Source organism: Streptomyces aureocirculatus (assembly GCF_000720475.1).
Classification (GTDB): Bacteria; Actinomycetota; Actinomycetes; order Streptomycetales; family Streptomycetaceae; genus Streptomyces; species Streptomyces aureocirculatus.
On record NZ_JOAP01000001.1, the window covers coordinates 143442 to 162558 of the forward strand.

Genomic DNA, 19117 nt, shown 5'->3' on the forward strand with positions numbered 1-19117 from the left:
CTGTGATGCGAAGAGGAGCAGTACGCACTCGCCTTGCGGGAGCACTGACCGCGACCGGCCACACGGACGAGACTCGCGCGCGTGACCTTGAGGATCCATGTCACGGCCGAGGATCTGGCCCGCACGCGGATGGCTTCGGGCGCGTCCCGTTGTCAGTGGCTACTCCTATGGTTCCCCCATCGAGACCCGCCGGAGTCGCCGCGGGTCCGCCCTGGGGAGGGGTCTGTCATGTCTGCGGGGTCCACGGTGACGACGACGTATCTGGAGCTTTCGCAAGAGGGCGCGGGTGCGCACAAGTTCTACGAAGTGACCGTCGACGGCACGACGGTGACGGTGCGGTACGGGCGGATCGGCGCCGCCGGGCAGACGCAGACGACGACGTTCGCCTCGGCGGCGAAGGCGCGGGCGGCGGCCGCGAAGAAGGTCGCGGGGAAGGTCGGCAAGGGGTATGCCCCGGCCGTGCAGGGGCAGCGCGCGCCGCGCGCGGTGACCCGGCGGCAGGTGACGTCGGCGCCGTCGACCGCCCGCGCCGTGGCGCCGGTCCTGTGGCGCTTCCGCACCGGCTCCTCGGCGTTCGGCATCCACGTCGACGACGAGCACTGCTGGGTCGGCAACCAGGCGGGGGACGTGTACACCCTGGACCACAACGGCGGCGTCCTCGCCCGCTTCTCCCTGCCCGACGGCGTCAAGTGCCTGGTCGCCGACGACTTCTGGATCTACGCGGGCTGTGACGACGGCAGTGTCTACGACCTGTCGTCGAAACTCCCGTTCGCGGCGTACGACATCGCCGCCGACGTCGACATCTTCTGGCTGGACATCCACGAGGGCATCCTCAACGTCTCGGACCACGACGGCCGTCTGACCGTCATCGACCACGAGGACGAACACCAGTGGGCGCGCCGCAGCCCCGGCGAGCGCGCCTGGATGGTCCGCGCCGACGACAGGGCCGTGTACCACGGTCACAGCGGCGGCGTCACCGCCTACGCACCCGACGGGGGCGGCGAGTTGTGGCACACGAAGACCCGCGGCGACGTGCTGTTCGGCTGGCAGGAGGACAGCGCCGTGTACGCGGGGACGGCGCACCGCGTGGTGCAGCGCCTCGCGAAGGCGAGCGGCGCGGTCGAGGCCACGTACGCCTGTGACAGCGCGGTGTACTCGTGCGCGACCTCGCCGGGCGGGCGGTTCGTCTTCGCCGGTGACGCGGCGTCGTCCGTCTACTGCTTCGACCGGGACGGCACGCGGCTGTGGAAGCTCGGCACGGGCGGAGGCTCCGCGCTCTCGATGCAGTACCGCGACGAGAAGCTGTATCTGGTGACGACGGACGGCGCGCTGGTGTGCGTGGACGCGAGCGAGGCCGCCATCACCGCGGCGGAGCGGGGCACGGTGCCTGCGGCGCGGGACGTCAAGCTGGCCGCGGCCCTGCCGACCTACGCGCCGGCGACGGCCGCGGCCGCGGTGGCCACCGTCGCCCACGCCCCCGCGGGCGCGGTCGTCCTCGAATGCGTCCAGGACGGCAGCCGCCTGCGGGTGCACGTGGTGTCCGAGGGCTACGACGGCTCCTGGAACGTGCAGTTCCCCCACGCGATACGGCAGCCGGGGGCGCGCTATGTGGTGGACGCCCTGCATGCGGCCGCCGGAGGTTTCTACCGGGTCCGAGGGGACATCCGGCGACTGCGGTGACATGCGGGGGGGCTCCGCAGGAACCTGCCGGTTCTGTAGAGCGCCCTGAAGGGGAGCGCCCTGAAAGGGGCACCCCCGGTCAGCCGAGGCGTCGCAGGAAGACGTCGGCCGCGTTGTTGGTGTCGCCGGGCACGAGGTTCCCGGCCGGGGAGTCGTACACGACGGCGCCGCCGTCCCCGCTGACGCCGGTCCGCGGCCCCGGTGCGGTGTCCTCGGCCACCGGCTCGCTCTCGACGCTGATGAGGCGCACCTCGCCGGTCAGCATGTCCCGCAGGAAGACGTCGGTGCCGCTGTCGTCGGCGTCGGGGGTGAGATTGGAGGCGGCGGAGGTGAACGCCGCGTAGCGCCCGTCCCGGCTCAGGGAGACGTGGTCGCTCTCGCCGTTGGCCGGTGTGCCGTCCTGCGCGGCGCTGATCAGGCGCATGCGCTTGGACTCGCGGTCGTAGAGGAAGACGTTGCGCGTGCCGGTCGGGACCGGTCCCTCGGGGCGGAGCACCCTGGACGCCGAGGTGAACGCCACCTGGCGGGCGTCGCCGCTGAGGGCGGCCCCCCAGGACGGGGTCTTGCGGTTGTAGGCCTGCGGGATGCTGATGAGTTCCGTGGTGCCCTTGTCGCGGTCGCGCAGGAAGATGTCCGTCGCGGAGTAGTGGTCCTCCACCCCGGCGAGGCCGGAGGCGTTGGAGGTGAAGGCGAGGTACCGTCCCGCTTCGCCCGCGAACGCGGGGGCGAACGCGTCGCCCTGGCCCTGCTTGCCGTCGTTGTCGAGCTGCGCGAGCTCCGTGGTCTTCTTCTTGCGGTCGTAGAGGAAGACGTCGTCCCGTTCGTTGGCGTCCCCCGCGACGAGGTCCTCGGCGCCCGAGGCGTACGCGACGTAACGGCCGTCGCTGCTGACGGCGGGGTCGTACGTCAGCCGGCTGCGCAGCCCGTCGTAGGAGGCGCCGGTGGGGCTGATCCGTTCGGTTCTGCCGGTGCGCCGGTCGTGCAGGAAGACGTCGTCGAGGTCGTTGGGGTCACCGCGTACGAGATCGTCGGCGGTGGAGGTGAAGACCACGTACCGCCCGTCGGGGCTGAGGGACACCTCACGTACGACTCCGTGGCTCGCCTTTCCGTTGCTCTTGACGCTGACGCGTTCCGTCGTGCCGGTGCTCAGGTCGCGGACGAAGGCGTCGGGGGTGCCGTTGGTGTCGTTCGCGACGAGGTTCCGGGACTCCGAGACGAACGCGACGTGGCGGCCGTCGGCACTGATGGCGGGGTTCGTGGAGGCGGCGTTGCCCTGGGCGCCGTCCGGGCCGACGCTCACCCGCTCGGTGCGCGGCGCGGAGGTGTGGGCGGCGGACGCGCCCGTGGATGAGGCGGACGCGCCCCCGGGTGAGGCGGACGCGCCCGCGGGAGACAGGACGGTCACGGCGCAGAGGGCGGCGAGCGCGGCGCCGGCGGCCGCGGTGCGCTGATGAAGCTGGTGAAGCTGGTGAAGGGGCATCGGTTCCTCCTGTGTCGACAACGGTCTCCGTATGTCGCACACCGGCGCCGAACGCCCCGGCCGTCAGCCGCTCCAGCGATCGGTCATGGCCAGGTGCACCGTAAGGGAGCGAACACCGGGCGGACCCGGGAGGTCAATGTGCCGGGTGTCCGCCACGGTGCGGATGCGTCGTTCGCATCAGCCGGGCAGGGCGCTTCGGCGGAATTGATGACCGTACTCGCGCGGAATGGGCAACCGTCGGTGCGCTCCCGCGGACCGGAGGGCGGCCCGTCCGGTCCGCGGGCGCGGGCGCCTCATGCGCTCAGGAGCCCGGTGCGGAGTTTGCCGAGGATGCGGGTGAGCAGCCGGGAGACCTGCATCTGGGACACGTTCAGTTCGCGGCCGATCTGAGCCTGTGTCATCTCCTGGCCGAAGCGCATCTCGATGATGGCTCGTTCGCGCTCGTCCAACTGCTGTATCGCGGGGCCGAGCGCGTGCAGGTTCTCGAACAGGTCCAGGGCCGGGTCGGTCTCGCCCATGGTGTCCGCGTACGTCATCCCGCCGTCGCCGGAGTCGTCCTCGCTGCCGGGGGTGTCGATGGACCCGGCGACGTAGCCGTTCGAGGCGATCAGGCCCTCGATGACTTCTTCGTCGGACAGATCCAGGTGGGCGGCCAACTCCTTCACCGTGGGCGGGTGCCCCAGCGTGGTGGAGAGGCTCTCCTTCGCCCTCGCGAGGGAGACGCGCAGCTCCTGTAGGCGTCGGGGGACGTGGACGGCCCAGGTCGCGTCACGGAAGAAGCGTTTGATCTCGCCGACGATGTAGGGGATCGCGAACGACGTGAACTCGACCTCGCGGGACAGGTCGAACCGGTCGATGGCCTTGATCAGACCGATCGTGCCGACCTGGACGATGTCCTCCATGTCGCCGCTGCCCCGGTTCCTGAAGCGGCGGGCGGCGAAGTTGACCAGGGAGAGGTTCATCTCGATCAGCGTGTTGCGGGCGTACTGGTACTCCCGCGTGCCCTCTTCGAGGGACTGCAGTTGGTCCAGGAAGAGTTTCGTCAGCTCGCGCGCGTCCCGGGGAGCGACCCCGGCACCGTCCTCGATCCACGGCAGGTCATCGGTGGCCCCGGCTGGTGCCGTGCGGGATGCAGCCGCTTCGGGGACGTGGACGGAGTAGGTCACGTTGCCGCCTTAAAAAGTAAGGGTGGAGAACAGAGTCAGCGCCGGGTGCCCCCTGTTCCGGCATCCATGTCCACCGAACGCCCACTGTTTTCACGAAGACCGAGAACACTCGGTCGTCACTCGCCTCCGCGGACCTCGACGCGGGGGCCGACCACGTCTGTCTGCAAGTGCTGACCGCCGACGGGCTCCCCGACCGGGAGTGGCGGGAGCTCGCCCCTGCCCTGCTGAACTGAGCCGCCCTCCCCCGGACACGCCCGTGCCCGCCTCCGCGGTGCGGAAGCGGGCACGGGCTCGGAGCGCGGTCGCGGGCGGGCAGCCGCGACCGCGGGGGTCAGACGCCCGCCGAGTTCTTCTCCTGCGGGTGCAGGGGCACGGGCCGCGGTGCGGGCGCGGCCTCGGGGCCGTTCTCGCTGAGCCCGAACCGGTTGTGGAACTTGCGCAGCGGACCGGGCGCGTACCAGGCGGAGCGGCCGAGGAGCCGCATCGCCGCCGGTACCAGGACTCCGCGTACGGCGAGGGCGTCGATGAGGATGGCGAGACCGCTGCCGAGGCCGAACATCTGCAGGAAGCTGATCTTGGCCGTGCCGAAGGCGAAGAAGCTCACCGCGAGCAGTACGGCCGCCGCGCTGACGATGCGTCCGGTGTGCCCGAGGCCGTCGGCCACGGCGGACTCGTTGTCCTCACCCTGCTCGTGGAGTTCCTTGATCCGGCTGGTGACGAACACCTCGTAGTCCATCGAGAGACCGAAGGCCACGCAGAACATCAGCACGGACATCGAGGTCTCCATCGGCTGCGCGGTGAAGCCGAGCAGGCCGGAGAGGTTGCCGTCCTGGAAGATCCAGGTCATGACGCCGAGGGTCGCTCCCAGGCTGATCAGGTTGAGGACAAGCGCCCGCAGCGGCTGCACGATGCTGCCGGTGAAGAGGAAGAGCAGCACGAAGGTGGTGACGGCGATCAGGCCGATGGCGAGCGGGAGCCTGCTGCCGATGGAGTCGTTGGAGTCGACCAGTTCGGCGTCGCCTCCGCCGACCAGTGGGTCCGTGCCGGCGGGCGGGGCGGCCGACCTGACCTTCTCGACCAGGTCCTTGGCCGCGTCCGACTTCGGCGTCAGCTTGCTCACCACGTTGACCTGCTGACCGTCGTCGCGGCCGAGCGCCGTGTTGCCGGGACCTGTCGCCTTGGGCTGCCCGCCGGCGTAGACCCCCGCGCTGGTCTCGACGCGGGCGACGCCGTCGAGGCCGGAGAGCTTGGTCGCGTACGACGCCAGCGGGGCCTTGTCCACGGCCTCGTCGATGACGACGTGGAGCGCGGCGGCGTCGTTGCCGTTGAAGTTCTCCCGCAGGGACGCCGAGACCTGGCGGCTCTCGGCGTCCTCGGGCAGCACCCGTTCGTCGGCCGTGCCGAAGGTGATGCCGAGCAGCGGGCTCGCCGCGAGCAGCAGGACGGCGAGCACGGGCAGCGCGGTGAGCGCGGGCCGCCGCATGACGGTGCGGGCGAGGCGTCCCCACACCGAGGACCCGGAAGGGGCGGTACGTCCCGTCCTCACCCACGGCATCCGCCCCTTGTTGACCCGGTGCCCCAGGACGTTCAACAGGGCGGGCATCACGAAAAGGGTGGCGAGGGCCGCGATGAGGACGACACCGACCCCGGAGTAGCCGAACGAGCGCAGGAAGTACTGCGGGAACACCATGAGCGCGGCGAGCGCCGCCGCCACGGTCGCGGCGGAGAAGGCGACCGTACGGCCCGCGGTGCTCATCGTCTTGCGGACGGCGTCCTCCACGCTCGCACCCGCCGCCAACTGCTCCCGGAAGCGGCTGATCATCAGCAGGGCGTAGTCGACGCCGAGGCCGAGGCCGAGCGCGGTGGTGAGGTTGATCGCGAAGATGGAGACGTCGGTGACGCTGCCGACGACGAAGAGCTGCGCGAAGACGCTCACGATGGAGACGAGCGCGATGGCGAGGGGCAGCAGCGCGGAGACCACGGTGCCGAAGACGACCAGGAGCAGCAGCAGGATCAGCGGCACGGCGATGGACTCGGCGAGGATGAGGTCCTCCGTGGTCTGCGGCCCCATCTCATTGCTCACGCCCGCACTGCCTCCGGCCTTGACCGTGAGCGTGTCCTTGTACGTTCCGGCGTAGTCGTCGATGACCGCCTTGGCGTTCTCCTGCAGCTCCGCGTCCTTGCCCTCCACACGGGCGAGCACCACGGCCTCGCGGCCGTCCTTGGAGCGCAGGTCGGGGCTGTTGGTGTCCCAGAAGGAGACCACGTTGCCGAGGTCCTTCTCCTTCTTGAGCTCGGACACCAGGGCCTTGCCGCTCTGCTCGGCGGCCCCGGAGCCGACCCGGCCGTCGTCGGAACGGACGAGGAGGACCAGGTTCGTCTCGCCGCCGAACTTGTCGTCGATGACCTCCCTGGCGCGGGACGACTGGGAGGCCGGGTCGTCGAAGCCGCCCCCCAGCAGCTTCCCGAACGCACCGGCGCCCAAGGCGCCCATGAGGACCACGGCCACGGCGGCCACGATGAGGACCAGCCGGGACCGGCGGATCGCCAGTTCCGCTATGCGTTCGAACACGCGCTTTCTCCTTCAGGTGTTGCCGGGGAAAAGGACATGCAGCGGCCGGGGTGACATGAGGGCGGAAACGCGTGCGCTCTGCTGCCGACGCGAGAGACGACGCGGGCCAGGCCCGGAACGCGGTCTTGCGCTCCCCGTCTCCGTCGATGACGCTAGCGGGGTTCAACTTGATTGAGCAGTGTTAGATTTTTTTCACAGACGAAAGTTTCCTGGTACCGTGCAAGGAAAAGTCGTCGTACGGTCGCCTCATGTCCCCAGACAAAGTGCAGACCGCCCGACCGACCCTGCGTGAGCGGCGCCGGGCCGTCGCCGTCCAGGAGATCGTGAGCGCCGCCGAGTCCCATATCGCCGAGGACGGTCCGCACGGTCTGTCGCTGCGCGCGGTTGCCCGGAGCCTCGGCATGACCGTGCAGGCGCTGTACCACTATTTCCCGAGCCGGGACGATCTGGTCACCGCGCTCATCACCAAGGCGTACGGCGACCTGGCCGACGCCGTGCAGAAGGCCACCGAGACCCCGCCTGACGACCCGGACCTGCCGGGTCTTGTCGTCGCGGCCGAGGGCTACCGCCGCTGGGCCATCGACCATCCCGAGCGGTTCCAGCTCCTGTACGGCACGCCCCTGCGGCACTATCACGCGCCCGTCGACGGCCCCACCACGGAGGCGAACCGCAGGATGAGCGCGGTCTTCGAGCGGGAGCTGTTCGGCGGTTTCACGCGGGCTCAACTCGCCGCGGCCGACGTCCGCTCGCTGTCCTCGGAGTTCCTGGGACATCTGGAGCACATGTCACCGTCGAGCGACCTCGCCCTGCCGCCCCCGGCCATCGCCCTGCTCCTGAGCGTATGGGGGTACGTGCACGGCATGGTCGTCCTCGAAGTGTTCGGGCACACCGGGTTCCTCGGCGTCCACCAGGCCGAGCTCTACCGCATGGCGATGCGGAACCTCTACGAGGACGTGCACCGGCGGATTCCGGCATCGGGCGTCGCCTGACCCACGGTCACCTGTGCGGCCGCGCCCCTTCCAGGACCACCGGGAGGCGGCTCAGGCTGTTGAAGATCAGGGACGACAGCGGTACGGGGTCGCCCTGCGCCAGTGACAGGCCGGGGAAGCGGGCGAAGAGCGCCGGCAGGGCGACGGCTGCCTCCAGGCGGGCCAGGGGTGCGCCCAGACAGTGATGGATGCCGTAGCCGAAGGTGATGTGCCCCCGGGCGGTATCGCTGGTGAGGTCGAACACGTCGGCGTCCGGGCCGTGTTGCTCGGCGTCACGCCCGAAGGCGGTGAAGCCGAGGAGCACGGGTTCGCCCTCGCACACGGCCCGCCCGCAGAGCTCCAGGTCGCTGCGGGCGTAGCGGAAGGGCAGGTTGGCTACGGGCGGATCCCAGCGCAGGGTCTCCTCGACTGCCGCCGACCACGGCTGCTGCCCGCGGCGCAGCAGTTCGAGCTGCGCGGGGTGGGTGAGCAGGGCGCGTACCGCGTTCACCAGCAGGCTCACCGTGGTCTCGTGGCCCGCGACGATCATCAGCATCAGGGTGTCGACGAGTTCGGGCGCGCTCAGTCGGGGTGGTGCGGGGGTGTTCGCCGGGCGGGGGGCCGCGGGGGTCGCCGCTGCGCCGGGGGCCGGGTGGGTCTCGGGGCCCTCGGAGATCTCGGGAGCCGCGAGGGCCGCGGGGGTCTCGTCGCCCGCCTCGACGAGCGGCGTCGTCAGGTCGTCCCCGGGGTGGGTGCGCCGTTCCTCGATCAGCTCGGCGAGTTCCTGGCGCAGCGCGGTGTGCGTGGCCACGGCCTCCTCGGGGGTGGCCGTGCTGTCGAACAGTCCGGCGCACAACTCGCGTACGCGCGGAACCCGGTGGCCGGGCACCCCGAACAGTTCGCAGATGACCCGGATGGGCAGCGGGTGGGCGAAGTGCGCCCGCAGGTCCACTGGCTCCCCCGCGGCGCGGGCGGGCAACCGCGCCAGCGCGTCGAGGAGTTCACCGGTGAGGGCGGCGACGCGGGGTTCGAGAGCCCGTACCCGGCGCGCGGTGAAGGCACGCGCCAGTGGGGCGCGCAGCCGGCGGTGGTCGGCGCCCGACACGTTGGTCATGTTCCGCAGGGTCAGCATGGCCGCCAGTGGCCAGTCGGCGGGGACGTCGCCGCGCTGCCAGGCACCCCACCGGGCGGGATCCTTGGTGAAGCGGTCGTCCGCGAGCACCTGCCTGCCGGTCTCCTGACGCGTCACCAGCCACGCCGCGACCCCGCCCGGCAGCTCCACGGCGACCACCGCGCCCTGGGCCCGCAAGCGGGCGCCCTCTCCGTGGTGGTCCCGCCCGTGCGGGTCCAGGGGAGTCAGGGGCACGGCGGCCAGGCTCATGCGTCTCACCTTAGGGCGCGGCACGGCAACCGGACACCGTGCCGGGAGTCAGGGCCGGTCGAACCAGGAGAACGCCGCGATCCGCCAGCCTGCCGGGGTGCGGACGAACTGGATGGTCTTGGCGCCGCCGCCCTCCAGGGGCTCGCCGTCCAGGATTCCGGCCTTGCGGTACTCACCGGAGCGCGACGCGATGCTGCCGACGATGTCGGTCCGTTCCGACGTCTCCCATTCGGAGAACTCGACGAGCCGGCCGTCGGCCAGCAGGCGCTCGCGCGGCCCGATGAACTCCTCCACCGTGTACGCCGCGTACTCCGGTTCGGTCACGACGATCACTCCGCCCGGCAGCATCAACCGACGCAGTCGGGCCACGTCCGCGGCCTTTCCGCCCCGATTGTCGAAGGAGCCGAAGAACTCGGCGGTCAGCGTGTCGATCTCAGCCTTGGACATGCCGGGACGGTAACACCGCCTCGCGGTCCCGCTCGACCGAGGCCTTCGCGGCGCACCCGCCTCCTGAGCGGCGGTCACACGACGATGGACGTGAGGGCCGCCCACAGCAGGGGCGAGTGCTCGATCCGGCCGTCCGCGCGCCAGCGGGCCAACTGCTCGCGCTGCCAGCGGCCGAGGCGGTGGACGGGGTCGGGATGCTCATGGGCGGTGTCGACGGCGACGATCGCCTCCGTCAGGGGGCGCACGGACGCGGGGAGTCCGGCGAGGCGGTGGAACGCGAAGCTGGTCGGCAGCACCCAGCGGGTGGCGGTGACCAGTTCGGCGCCGTTGTGCAGCATCGCCGTCGCCAGGCCGAACGACTCGGCGAACCGTAGGTCGCCGCCGCTCTCGCAGCCGATGAGGGCCACCCGCGGCGGCGCGGGCCACCTTCGTGCCCCCGGCTCTCCGTCGGCCCGCAGGGGAAGCGAGCCCAGCAGTAAGTCCTTGGCGGACAGCGGGCGATGGGTCCGCAGCGGTTCGGCGAGGCCGCTGGTCCCGGGGCCGCAGCACAGATGCAGCGCGCCGTCCTCGCTCTGCCCGCCGTCGAGGGGCGCGCCGCTCACATGCCCGACGTACATGAGCCGCCGCGCACCGGCGCGGAGCACTCCACTCAGCCAGTCCCGGTCCAGGTCGGTACGGCGCAACGCTTCCGCGGGGGTGGCGACACGCGGCACCACGGCGCCCACCGCCAGCCGCCGCCGGACAAAGGCCAGAAGCTCCGGGTCCGACCCGGGCGGCCCCAGCACCGAACCGAGCGGGGAGTCCGCCCGGAAGCCGGGGACCCGGGGGTCTAGGACGAGGACGACGGGGCCGGGGTCGGGGCTGGCGCCGGGGTCGGGGCTGGCGCCGGGAGCGGGGCCCGTGCCGGGAGCAGAGGCCGTGCCGGGAGCGGGACCCGTGCCGGGAGCGGGGTCCGCACCAGAAGCGGGGTCCGCACCGGGATCGGGACCCACACCGGGGGCAGAACCCGCGCCGGGAGCGAGGCCTGCGCCGGGAGCAGGGTCCGCACCGGGATCGGGGCCCGCGCCAGGAGCAGTGCCCGCACCGGGAACAGGGCCCGCACCAAAAGCGGGGGCCGCACCAGGAGCAGCGCCCGCACCGGAAGCAGCGCCCACGCCGGAGGCGGCGCTCGCATCGGGAACAGGGCCCGCACCGGGGGCGGGACCCGCGTCGGAAGCGGGGCCTGCGGGAGCAGGGCTCGGTCCGGAGCGCGCGTACCCCTGGGCCCCCGCGCCAGACTCCGCCCACCCGCTCGCCGAACCCTCCCCCCGCCGTCGCAGCGAAGCGGGTGCCGTGGTGACGACGTCCGCCAGTTCGACGAGCCGGACGTCGCCGTCCACGGCGAGTAGTTCCCAGGGGACCTGGGCGACCCGCGGAGAGGGCTGGACCCGCACCAGCGGGCGGCCCGCGCGTGCCGACACCTGGCGGATCTGCTCGGTCAGTCCCCGCGGCCAGAGCTGTTCGGCGAGGAGCCGTGCCAGGCGCTGCTCGGCCGCACGGTCGGCCAGCGCCCCGGACACGAACGCGCGCCGCACACCCTCCGCTCCCCCGTGGGGCCCGCCCGCCGCTCCGGGCAGCGCGGCGGCGAGCTCCCGCACCGCGCCGTCGACCTGGGCAGCGGGCCCGTGGCCCGTGCCGAACCCCTGCACCCCGCCAGCCCAGGTCCAGGTCATGAACAGATCACCGGCGTCGACGAGGCGGACCTGGACCACCGGACGGCTCGTCAGGCCGTCGGTGGCCCAGAACGGCACCTCGTGCTCGTCCACGATCCGGCGCCGGTAGCGGTACTCGGCCGCCGCGATGTACTCCTGGAGTGCGACGCGGCCGGACTCCGGCGCCATCCGTACCTTCGGCGGCGGCGCGACCCGCAGCCCGGCGGAAGCGGCGGCCTCCGCGGCCACACCACCGAGCACGTCCGGCCCCTCCGCCTCCCGGTGCGCCTTCATGGCCGCGGCCGGGAAGACGGGCACGTCGCCCTGGCGCGGCGTGCGCTCCAGGACCAGGGAGGCGCCCGCACAACGGTGTTCCACCATTTCGAAGAGCAGCCCCTGGTCCTGTCGGCGTACGGCGAGACGGAAGACGAGGCGCACGGCGTCGTCCGCGAGGGCGAGCCACTGGCTGCGGGCGTGCGCGGTGACGAAGTCGTAGCGCGCCGCCTCCAGGGCCAGTGCCGCCGGCACGGCCAGGGAGAGCGCGGTGTCGACGGACCGCCGCTCGTGCTCGCCGTGCTCGCCGTGCTCGGTGCGGCTCAGGTGGTCGTCGAGGGCGCGGGCGAGCATCAGGTCGACCTGCGCGCACCGCTCGTACACCGCCCGCTCCTGGTACACGTCGCGGGCCCGCTGGGCGAGACGCCGCATCTCCGGGATGTCGCCGCGCCCGTAGGCGTGCTGGGCGCCGAGGAGCATGGTGTCGGCGGCGGCGATCGAGGCACCGATCTCTTCGAAGCGGGCCAGGCTCGCCGCCGCCAGGCCGCTCGCGCCCGCGTCGTCGCCGCGCTGTCCGGCGAGGAACGCGCGGGCCTGTTCGCAGACCGCCAGGTCACCGGGCCTGCCCTGCGCCTCGAAGAACGCGGACGCCCGCGTGAACAGCCGCTCCGCGAGCTCCGGATCGCCCCGCCGCATCGCGACGTGGGCCCGGTGCGCGAGCAGCGACTGCTGTTCACCGGTGTCACCGATCGCCACGAACCCGTCCGACGCGCGGGCGAGGTAGTCGTCGGCCGGGTCGTACCTGCCGGTCGACGCGCAGATCAGGCCGAGGGCGGTGAGGAGCCGCGGCAGGGCCTCCACGGCGGTCGGGGGTGTGGTCGCCAGGAGCGCCGTGGCCTGCTCCTCGGCCGCTCCCCACTCGCCCCGCTCCATCAGCAGATGCACCCGGTTGAGGCCGAGTTCGGCCGCGCGCAGCCCCTCGGGGTCGTCGAACTCGGGCAGCGTGCGGGCCGCGTCGTCGAGAGCCGCGAGGGCCTCGTCGAGGCGGCCGGTGCCGCGCAGCAGGTCGGCACCGGCGATCAGCGTCTTCAGCCGCACCTCCAGCCACAGTTGGCGGCCGCGCGGCCCCATCGGTGCGGTCGCGACGCCGTCGAGCAGCCGACGGGACCGGTCGACGGCGTACCCGGCCCCGGCGAGGTCCGTGGCGGTGAGGCGGACGCTCGCGAGGTCGGACAGCAGGTGCGCCCGCAGGAACTGGACGTCGGGCGAGTCCTCGATGGTCTCCGCGACGGTCAGCAGCTCTTCGTAGACCGCGGCCGCGGCCGTGTGCTCGCCGGCCAACTGGTACTGCTCCGCGCGGGCGAAGCCGCCGTCGAACGGCTCCCCGTACAACTGCGTCACCGCGGCGTTCCCCTCCCTGTCGTCCGTCTGTCCGTCCGGGCCTGGCATGGGTCAGTAGTCCTCGTCCGCGGCGGTGGCAGCGGCGGCGGTCTCGGCGAGGAACGGCACCGCGGTGGCGGCGTGCGGCGGCACGTCGTACGGGAGGTTCGGTGCCGCAGTGGCCAGGCGGCGCCGGGCCAGCGCGCGGATCGCGTCCCGGGCGGCACGGTCGTTCGCCGGACTGGTCCCGGCTCCGGGCGTCGCGCCGGGCCCGGTGGGGGGCGCGGGGGCGGGTCCGGGGTCGAAGCCCGGCAGCAGGACGGCGACCTCGACGCGCGGCGGCTGTGCGCCCGTCGGCGGACCCGTGTTCAGGTCCAGGTCGGCGTGGCCTGCCCACAGGTCGTCCCGCCGCGCGAGAGACACCCGGTTCCGGTGGCCGCCGTTCACGCGCACCTCAGCGACGAGGGGTGCGCCGGCGGTGGGGGCCGCGCCGTGCGCGACGACCTCGACCTCGATCCGCCGCCGTGCGCCGAGGGCCCTAACGGTCCAGGACACGGCGTCCTCCGCCGCGTCGACGAAGCCGGGCGGGTAGCGGCGCCAGTCGTTGGTTCCCGCGCCCCGGGCGATCATCCGGGCGCCCGTGGCGGTCGGTGCGCCCGCCGCGAGAGCGTAGCCGCCGTGCCGTGCGAACAGCGTGCCGGGGTCGGCGGGCGCCCCGGCCCGACGCCGCTCGCCGAGGGCTGCGCGGAGGTGCCGCAGGGCGGGTCCGTCGAGTCCCGCGCCGTCCGCCGCGGCGTCGACGAGGGACAGGACGGTTTCCAGGTGGCGGGCCGTGTGCGTGGACCGGGGCGCCGCGTGCCACCACTGGATCAGCGGGGCGAGAGCGGCCTGGTGGTCCTCGATGAGTTCGGCGGCGCAGTCGTCGGGCTGGTCACCGCCGTCGTCGAACAGTTGCTGGCAACGGTGGGTGAGCGCGGCCGTCTCCACGCCGAGCACGTCCGGTTCGAGCACCGGGATGCCGTCCGGGTACGAGGCGGGCCACCACCTGGCCGTCCAGTGCCCGAGGGCCAGGCGGGCCGCGTCGCCCGCGAGCGCGGTCGGGTCCGCCGGCACGCGGGCCCGGTCCTGCCGCCCGGTCGGCCTGCCGGACGCCCGCTCGTGCACGGCGAGGGCGACGCGTTCGCCGTACAGCGCCCACAGCCACTGCTGTGCCCGTCCCGCGTCGTGCAACCACGCCGAGGGAGGCCCGGGTGCGCCGAGGACCGGCCAGGTCAGGACGGCACCCGCGACATCGAGCACGGCCCGGGTGAAGTCGGGGCCCTCGGTGGCCGCGTCGTCGGCAGCGGGGGCGACCAGGATCGTGCCGCACTCCCCCGCCGAGACATCCACCGGGACATCCACCGAGGAAGGGGCAGGGGCCGGTACCGGGACGTCGGCGGCGCCCCCCGCCCCCGTCACGCTCCGCTCCGCTCGGCCGCGAGGACCGGGTCAGGGGCAGCGTCCGGAGCGGCTGCCGGGGCCGCCGACGGAGCCACCACCGGAGCGGCCGCCAGGCTCCGCAGCGCCGCCCTGACCTTGGCACGGTGGTCCATCATCACCGAGCGGGCGACCCCGTCGAGCACCGCCCACGCCGACGCCAGGTCCTTCAGGGGCGCGTCGTGGGCGTCCCGCCCGTGCAGCCGCACCCACAGCCTCCGCATGTAGGCCGCCCACGGGGTACGGAGATCCTGGGCGAGCGCGTCCAGGACGCCACCGCCGGGGTCGGGTCGCGGGGAGACGGTCATCCTGCGGGCGCGCAGCACCGAAGCCTCCCGCCGCCAGCGGCTGTTGACCGTGCGGTGCGCCGCCGTCCGGCCGGGCGCGTGCTGTCCGGTGCCCAGCGGGTCGAGGCCGCACGCGAGCCCGCCGCCGAGGACGACGGCGACGCGCAGGCTCGCGTCGTACAGGCCGAGCGGAGCACAGCTTCGGCCGGTCTCGCGCGCGACGAGCTCCGGCACTGTCGGCAGTTCCTCCCGCCGGGACGACGACTGGAGGACGACGAAGAGCCGCTCGAAGAGCGTGCGGTCCAGCGGGGCGGGCAGCGTGGCCGTCGACGCCCCCCGGCCCACTTCCGGCCGTGGCGGCAGCCGTCGCGCGCTAAGGCCCAGATGGTCCGGGAGGTCGTCGCCCGCCGCCCACACACCTCTCGGCGCCGCCCACAGCGCTCTGCCGAACAGGCCGCCGTGGTCCGCTTCGACCATGGCCGCGTAGGCGGGCGAGTGCGCGGCCCCCTCCGGTGTGCCGCAGGCCTCCAGGGCTTCGGCGGCCAGCGCGACGGCCGCACCGGCGTCGGCGGGCGGCGGGCGGCTCTCCCAGGCGGCGGCCAGCTCCACCTCGATGAGGGAACGCCGTGCGGTGTCGGCGAGATGGCTCTTGAGGGCTTCGACGGTGCGTCCGCCGGTCGTGTCGGCGACGTCCTGGACCACGGCTCTCGCGGTGACGTCCGCGCCCGCCCGGGGGACGCCGTGCTCGACGGCGAGCTCGAAGCAGCGCTGGAAGTACAGGTCCTGGGGGTTGCCCGCCACCACGCCGAGCGCCCGCCGGACCTTCTTGAGCAGGGTGAACCACTGTGCCGTCGCCATGAGCGGCGGACCGGACCCGCGTATCAACCCCTCGAGGCGGGCGGCGGCCGTCGCTTCGAGGAAGTCGGCGGCCAGTTCGGGACGGTGGGCGGGCCTGACGATCAGCGGCAGCACGATCAGCTTGACCGTCCGGGTCAGCGGCGCGCCGTCGGGGCCGCTCAGGGACGCGAGGCCGGGGCCGAGGTCACGCCAGGCGCGGTCGATGACCAGGGCGCGCGGCCGGCGCTCGCCTGTCGGCTGTCTCGGGGACGGCATGGCAGGAGAGTACGCCGTGCGGTCGCGGCGCTCGAACCTGGGATCGGTAGCGGCACCGGGCCTCCTAGCGTTCCCCTCGTCCCCGACCGGGAACGACCAGAAGGGAAGAGCACCATGGGAATCTTCGGACGGCGCAAGAGCCGTGAGGAGCGGGCCGCCGAGATCGCCGGCAAGGTGGCGTCCGGCAAGGGCTTCTACGGCCGCACCACGCGTGCGTTCCTCGGCGGCCAGGACTTCGCCCGCGTACAGCAGTCCATCGGCGCCTACCGATCCGGGAGCGACGTACGGCAGTTGCTCGCGGCAGGCGCGCCGACGGTACCCGCCGTCGTCGTGTCCGTCGGTGACACCGGCCAACTGGTCAACTTCGATCCGGTCGTCGACCTGGTCCTCCAGGTGCCCGGCGCCACCGAGCACGTAGCCCTGCGGACCATCGTCTCCAAACTGCGGATCCCGCGCTCCGGCGACCAGGTGCTCCTGATCACCGACCCCGGCAGGCCCGGCGCCTACCTCTACGCCGGGGACGGTGTGACCCCGTGACCGCGGCACCCGTTCACGAAGCGGCGGCGTCGGACCTCGTCCTGCTCACGTTCGACGTCCGGGTCCTCAAGGAGCTGGCGGAGGTGCCGGCACGGAGCGTTCCCGAGAGACGGGGGCCCTGAGGTGCTTGAGCTGTGGTGGGTGGTGCCCGCGGCGTGGACGGTGCTCGGCTACGCCCTGTCGTGGGCCGGGCTCAGCCGGGCCCAGCGGGCGGTGTGGGTGCCCGCCCGCATCGTGCGCGTGGAGCTGCCCGCGCACGGCACCTCCAAACGGCCGGGCATACCGGTGACGCTCACGTTCCACGACCCCGCCACCGGGCGGGAGTTGACCCTGGCGAACACCGGCAGGCACGGAGCGGCGGTCGAGGAGGCATGGGTGGGCCGTGCGCTGGAGGTGCGCTATCCGCGCGGCCGCCCCCACCGGTTCCGTGTCGTGCTCGACCCCGATGAGAAGAAGGGCCGGACAGGGCCGAACTGCGCGCTCATACTGCTCCTCGTCGGCGTGGTGATCCACGCGGCTGTCGCCCGGGGCTTCCCGTGGGCGCTCCTCGGCTTCGGTGTCCTCCTCATCGCGTTCGCGGCGGCGAGCCCCGACATCCGCCTCGCACGGACCCGTGACGCCCTGCTCGCATCGGCCGTCGCCGTCCCGGCACGCGTCGTGTCCGTCACCAAGGACGTCTTCACCGACGGAGAGGGCGACGAAATCGTCAACCACGCCCCCGTCGTCACGTTCACCACCCGCGAGGGAGTCGACGTCACCGTCCTGTGCCGGGAGGGCATCGCCGACCTTGGCCGCTCCCTCGGTCGGAACCTCACCATCCACTACGCCCCTTCCGACCCGGCGGTCTACACACCCGACCCGGCCGCCGACCGCAGGGACAACGAGAGGAGCATCGGAGTGATCATCCTCATGGCGATCGCCGGTGTGGCGGGGGTGGTGGCGGGCGCCGTCACACTGTGAACGTGGGCGAGGGAGCGGGACCCTTTCAGGCTCGGGTGCGAGGCCCTGTCAGGCTCGGGTGCGGCCGATCGCGCCGTAGCCCATGACCTCGGTGATCTCCGTTTCGTCGTCAGGGCGCCATGCGAAGAGCGGCACGAGGCCGGGGTCGACTATGTCCATGCCCTCGAAGAAGCGCAGCAGTTGCTCGGTGGTGCGGGGCTGGTAGGGCAGGGCGCCGGGTGCCGCGGAGTAGACCTCGCACGCGGCGATGATGGACGGCGTGGGGATGTCGTGGCTGAGCATGAGACAACTGCCGGGGGCGAGGTGGGCGAGGAGGCGTCCGGTCACGCCGTGGGCCTCCTCGTCAGAGAAGTGGCCGAGGACGCTGCTGAAGGTGAGCATCACGGGCTTGGTCAGGTCGAAGCGGTCGGCGACGTGCTGCATGATGACGTCGGTGTCGCGCATGTCGGCGTCGATGTAGCTGCTCAGGGGCGGGTCCTGGTAGGCGCTCTGGTGGGCCAGGACGACGGGGTCGTTGTCCACGTAGAGTACGCGTGCGCCGGGTTGGTGCCTGCGGACGATCTGGTGGATGTCCGGTTCGAGCGGCAGGCCCGCGCCGAGGTCCAGGTACTGGGTGACTCCGGCCTCCGCGGCGGCCCAGCGCACGGTCCGGCGCAAGAACTGGCGGGCGGAGCGGGCGTCGGCCGTGATGCCGGGCGCGATCTTCTCCACCGCCTCGACGGCGGCCCGGTCCCGTTCGTAGTTGTCCTTGCCGCCCTGGGCCGCGTTCCAGAAGCGCGCGCTGCTCACTTCTCCCTCAGTGGAGGGCTGTTCGGGGGTGCGGGCCAGGGACTCGGTCATCGTCGGGCTCCTCGGGGTTCTTCCGGTTCGGGCAGCGTCGCGCCGGAGCCGCAGCCGGGTGCGACGCGCTGGGCGTCGACGGCCGGCCGGGGCGTCCGGATGGTCCGCTCCATTGTCGTGGGACCCCCGGTAAGAGACGCGTCAGGGTCATCGGCCTTCACCGGCTCCTCACGATCGAACTCCGTACGACCGAAGGTGGCGATGAGGGAGACGGTCAGGAGCGTGAGCTGCCCGACACTCAGCCACCCCTGCGGCACCGGCCAGTAGGCCCCCTGCTCCGTCCGCCCACAGCGGAACCGGCGTCGCACAGCCAGGCCCGTGGCTCGCGCGGGGCCGCCGGGTCACGCAGAGCCTTGGCCCGGCCCTGCGCCCGGGTGCACCAGCAAGATCTTTTCTGGTCCTACGATCGCCCCATGGCCTTCTTCCGCGTCGAACGCGCCACCCCGCTCAGCCCGGCCGATGCCTGGCTCCGTCTGACGGACTGGGAACGGCACGGACAGGTGGTGCCGCTGACCAGCGTCACCGTGTCCGGCTCGCCGCCGTACGGCGAGGGCACCGTGTTCACGCCTCGGTCGGGCATCGGCCGGTTCGCGTTCGACGATCCGATGGAGGTGGTCGTCTGGCAACCGCCGGAGCCCACGCGGTACGGGCTGTGCCGCCTCGTCAAGCGGGGTTCCGTGGTGACGGGGTGGGCGGAGATCGAGGTGCATGCGCGGGGGCGGGGCGCACGTGTGGTGTGGCGTGAGGAGCTGCGGGTCCGCGGGGTGCCCGGGTTCGCGGACCCGGTGGTGGCGCGGACGGCCTCCTGGATGTTCGGGCGGGCGGCGACGGCACTGCTGACCTAGGGCCTGCCTCCCGCCCGGCGA

At 72.8% G+C, this 19117-nt stretch carries 14 protein-coding genes and 1 pseudogene; 6 read left to right on the top strand and 9 right to left on the bottom strand.

The features are described 5' to 3' along the window. Window positions 1–228 precede the first annotated feature (228 nt). Window positions 229–1680, top strand: a complete 1452-nt coding sequence (locus IG78_RS0100560; protein WP_030558863.1) for a WGR domain-containing protein — start codon at window positions 229–231, stop codon at window positions 1678–1680. Between the two features lie 79 nt (window positions 1681–1759). Here the strand turns inward: IG78_RS0100560 and IG78_RS0100565 are convergent, their stop codons facing one another. Together IG78_RS0100565 and IG78_RS0100570 are read right to left on the bottom strand one after the other, a co-directional pair. Next, window positions 1760–3160: a TolB family protein gene (locus tag IG78_RS0100565; RefSeq protein ID WP_051852244.1), complete on the bottom strand. Its 1401-nt coding sequence runs from the start codon at window positions 3158–3160 to the stop codon at window positions 1760–1762. A 293-nt stretch (window positions 3161–3453) separates the two neighbouring features. Then, entirely contained in the window at window positions 3454–4326 is an 873-nt protein-coding gene (locus IG78_RS0100570) for an RNA polymerase sigma factor SigF (RefSeq protein ID WP_030558866.1), read from the bottom strand. A gap of 134 nt (window positions 4327–4460) precedes the next feature. Here IG78_RS0100570 and IG78_RS50880 point away from each other — a divergent pair. Beyond that, window positions 4461–4559: pseudogene (locus IG78_RS50880) on the top strand (TIGR03620 family F420-dependent LLM class oxidoreductase); the annotation flags it as partial. Between the two features lie 98 nt (window positions 4560–4657). Here IG78_RS50880 and IG78_RS0100575 read toward each other — a convergent pair. Next, window positions 4658–6898, bottom strand: a complete 2241-nt coding sequence (locus IG78_RS0100575) for an MMPL family transporter (RefSeq protein WP_030558867.1) — start codon at window positions 6896–6898, stop codon at window positions 4658–4660. Window positions 6899–7146: 248 nt separating this feature from the next. On the opposite strand from IG78_RS0100575, the gene IG78_RS0100580 reads away from it, so the two are divergent. Further along, window positions 7147–7887 (top strand): TetR/AcrR family transcriptional regulator, encoded by a 741-nt coding sequence (locus IG78_RS0100580; RefSeq protein WP_030558868.1) that lies wholly within the window; start codon window positions 7147–7149, stop codon window positions 7885–7887. A gap of 7 nt (window positions 7888–7894) precedes the next feature. Here the strand turns inward: IG78_RS0100580 and IG78_RS41455 are convergent, their stop codons facing one another. From IG78_RS41455 to IG78_RS0100610, 5 genes are all read right to left on the bottom strand, one after another. Continuing rightward, window positions 7895–9247, bottom strand: coding sequence for a cytochrome P450 family protein (locus tag IG78_RS41455; RefSeq protein WP_037684664.1), 1353 nt, complete (start codon window positions 9245–9247; stop codon window positions 7895–7897). Between the two features lie 48 nt (window positions 9248–9295). Next, the gene (locus IG78_RS0100595) at window positions 9296–9694 is read right to left on the bottom strand and encodes a DUF4440 domain-containing protein (RefSeq protein WP_030558870.1); all 399 of its coding nucleotides are present in this window, start codon (window positions 9692–9694) and stop codon (window positions 9296–9298) included. 74 nt (window positions 9695–9768) lie between these two features. Further along, window positions 9769–13107: a hypothetical protein gene (locus tag IG78_RS50885; protein ID WP_030558871.1), complete on the bottom strand. Its 3339-nt coding sequence runs from the start codon at window positions 13105–13107 to the stop codon at window positions 9769–9771. 3 nt (window positions 13108–13110) lie between these two features. Continuing rightward, the gene (locus IG78_RS0100605; RefSeq protein WP_225881883.1) at window positions 13111–14496 is read right to left on the bottom strand and encodes a hypothetical protein; all 1386 of its coding nucleotides are present in this window, start codon (window positions 14494–14496) and stop codon (window positions 13111–13113) included. Then, complete coding sequence (locus tag IG78_RS0100610) at window positions 14493–15914, bottom strand: hypothetical protein (RefSeq protein WP_051852245.1); 1422 nt, start codon at window positions 15912–15914, stop codon at window positions 14493–14495. Before IG78_RS0100610 ends, IG78_RS0100605 begins: the two co-directional genes overlap by 4 nt. Before the next feature lie 114 nt (window positions 15915–16028). Between IG78_RS0100610 and IG78_RS0100615 the strand changes: the two genes are divergently transcribed. Together IG78_RS0100615 and IG78_RS0100625 are read left to right on the top strand one after the other, a co-directional pair. Beyond that, window positions 16029–16451 carry a hypothetical protein gene (locus tag IG78_RS0100615; RefSeq protein ID WP_030558876.1) on the top strand — a complete coding sequence of 141 codons (423 nt, stop codon included), beginning with the start codon at window positions 16029–16031 and terminating at the stop codon, window positions 16449–16451. Window positions 16452–16574: 123 nt separating this feature from the next. After that, entirely contained in the window at window positions 16575–17411 is an 837-nt protein-coding gene (locus IG78_RS0100625; protein WP_037684665.1) for a DUF3592 domain-containing protein, read from the top strand. 48 nt (window positions 17412–17459) lie between these two features. Here the strand turns inward: IG78_RS0100625 and IG78_RS0100630 are convergent, their stop codons facing one another. Beyond that, window positions 17460–18251 carry an SAM-dependent methyltransferase gene (locus IG78_RS0100630; protein ID WP_030558880.1) on the bottom strand — a complete coding sequence of 264 codons (792 nt, stop codon included), beginning with the start codon at window positions 18249–18251 and terminating at the stop codon, window positions 17460–17462. A gap of 413 nt (window positions 18252–18664) precedes the next feature. On the opposite strand from IG78_RS0100630, the gene IG78_RS0100640 reads away from it, so the two are divergent. Continuing rightward, window positions 18665–19096: an SRPBCC family protein gene (locus IG78_RS0100640; RefSeq protein WP_030558882.1), complete on the top strand. Its 432-nt coding sequence runs from the start codon at window positions 18665–18667 to the stop codon at window positions 19094–19096. Window positions 19097–19117: the final 21 nt, after the last annotated feature.